A 1,943-nucleotide genomic window follows, 5' to 3' on the forward strand; every position below is an offset into this window, starting at 1 on the left:
TTGTTTGTCCACTTCTCCGAAATCAACGTGTCCGGATTCAGGTCGCTTCAGGATCAGCAGCGTGTGCAGTACGAAGTGCGCTCTGGCCCGAAGGGAAAGCAGGCGGCGAACGTGACGCCGGTATGAAACGCGCCATCCGTCGGGCGGCCGAGCCTGTCGTCAGAACCGGGGATTCGTCACGATTCACGGTAACAACCGCCGCGTGATGCGGTGGCACCGCGACCGCTCGAAGACAATGGAACCTCATCGATATTCCGGAGTTTCCACCAGGATCCTGAGTCGGTTATGAACCATGAGGAGTGTGATCATGTACAGATTCATTCGTACCGCGACTGTCAAGAACGCGGTGCAAATACCGTCGGCGCTGGCTTTCGCCGCCCAGGTTACCGCTCATCTGAACAAGAGCTATGCGATGAATATGCAGTTCGGTGTCGAGCAATTCGGCTCTCCCAGGATCCATTGGTACTTTGATGCCGACAGTCTCGACAAGATGCAGCAGATCAACGAAAAACTGATGGCGGACCGCGACTACGGCGGGCTGCTCGAAAAATGCCGGGACGTCTGGGTGGACGGCGCCACGCACGACACCGTCGTTCGGCTGGCCTGAGCGAGCACGCTGGATAAAAAGACAACGTTGTACTTCGGCGTCCGGCTCGAGGGCCCGCAGTGCCGTTGATGCAGGTCACGCGTACACGCTGCTGGCCCCCGGTCCACGCATTTCGGGCAGAGCTGCCTCGCCATTGCGTAGACGCCACACGGAGGAGCGTCCTTGAGCGCTGGCTGGGAACACTTTCGTCACGGCGCCGATATCGGCGTGCGCGGCATCGGAGAGACGGTTGCGGAAGCGTTCGAGCAGGCGGCGCTTGCGCTCACCGCATGCGTGAGCGCACCGGCGGATGTGCGCACGACGTGCACGGTTGACATACGCTGCCACGCACCCGACCTCGACTTGCTGTTCGTCGATTGGCTCAATGCAGTTATCTACGAAATGGCGACGCGCCGGATGCTGTTCGGGCGGTTCGCTGTGTTGATCGACGGCACGCGGCTTACCGCCCGCATTGGTGGTGAAGCGGTGGACGCGAAGCGACATCGGCCGGTGGTCGAGCCGAAGGGCGCGACCTATACGGCATTGCATGTCGGTCGCGACACGCCTGGCAGATGGGTCGCGCAATGCGTGGTCGATGTTTGAACGGGAGACAACGATGGAGATCACGTTGCTCGAGCGTCACGACGAATTTGAATGGCATATTCCAGTGCGCCACGGCATGCGCGTGCCCGGTATCATCTACGGCGACCGCCGGCTGATCCAGGCCATGGACGACAAAGTGCTCGAACAGATCCGCAACGTTGCACGCTTGCCCGGCATCGTAGGTGCGTCGTACGCGATGCCCGACGCGCATTGGGGGTATGGCTTTCCGATCGGTGGCGTAGCCGCGTTCGATGCGCACGCAGGCGGGGTCATCTCTGCAGGTGGGGTTGGTTTTGATATCTCGTGCGGCGTGAGAACGCTGCTCACAGGGCTGACGCACGAGCGCGTCGAACCGTTGAAGGTCCGTCTTGCCGACGCGCTTTTTGCGCATATTCCGGCAGGTGTTGGAAGCACCGGGGCAATGCGTCTGTCCGCGTCGAAAATGGACGATATGTTGACAGGCGGGGCGGCCTGGGCCGTAGACCAGGGCTACGGTAACCGCGACGACCTGGGACGGATCGAGGAAAACGGCAGAATCCTGCATGCAAAACCGGGCGCAGTGTCGGACCTTGCGAAAAAACGCCAGCGCGACGAGATGGGCACACTGGGGTCGGGCAATCACTATCTCGAGGTGCAAGAAATTACTGAGATCTTCGAGCCCCGGATCGCGACCGCGTTCGGTCTTCAGCAGGGACAGGTCGTCGTGACGATCCACTGCGGCTCACGCGGACTCGGACATCAGATAGGCACCGAG

Annotated in this window: 4 protein-coding genes; all 4 read left to right on the forward strand. The window is 61.0% G+C overall.

Annotation, left to right across the window (positions count from 1 at the left end; all coding sequences use genetic code 11):
* The coding region (locus ACV22V_RS32295; RefSeq protein ID WP_448016797.1) for a cold shock domain-containing protein at positions 1-126 on the forward strand (126 nt) is incomplete at its 5' end.
* 181 nt (positions 127-307) lie between these two features.
* Positions 308-607 carry a hypothetical protein gene (locus ACV22V_RS32300; RefSeq protein ID WP_448016792.1) on the forward strand — a complete coding sequence of 100 codons (300 nt, stop codon included), beginning with the start codon at positions 308-310 and terminating at the stop codon, positions 605-607.
* Between the two features lie 162 nt (positions 608-769).
* On the forward strand, positions 770-1,189 hold the full coding sequence (locus ACV22V_RS32305; protein WP_448016793.1) for an archease: 420 nt from the start codon (positions 770-772) through the stop codon (positions 1,187-1,189).
* Positions 1,190-1,202: 13 nt separating this feature from the next.
* Positions 1,203-1,943 (forward strand): RtcB family protein (locus ACV22V_RS32310; RefSeq protein WP_448016795.1); only part of this gene is annotated, 741 nt, incomplete at its 3' end.

Source organism: Burkholderia sp. AW33-5, from assembly GCF_053427615.1.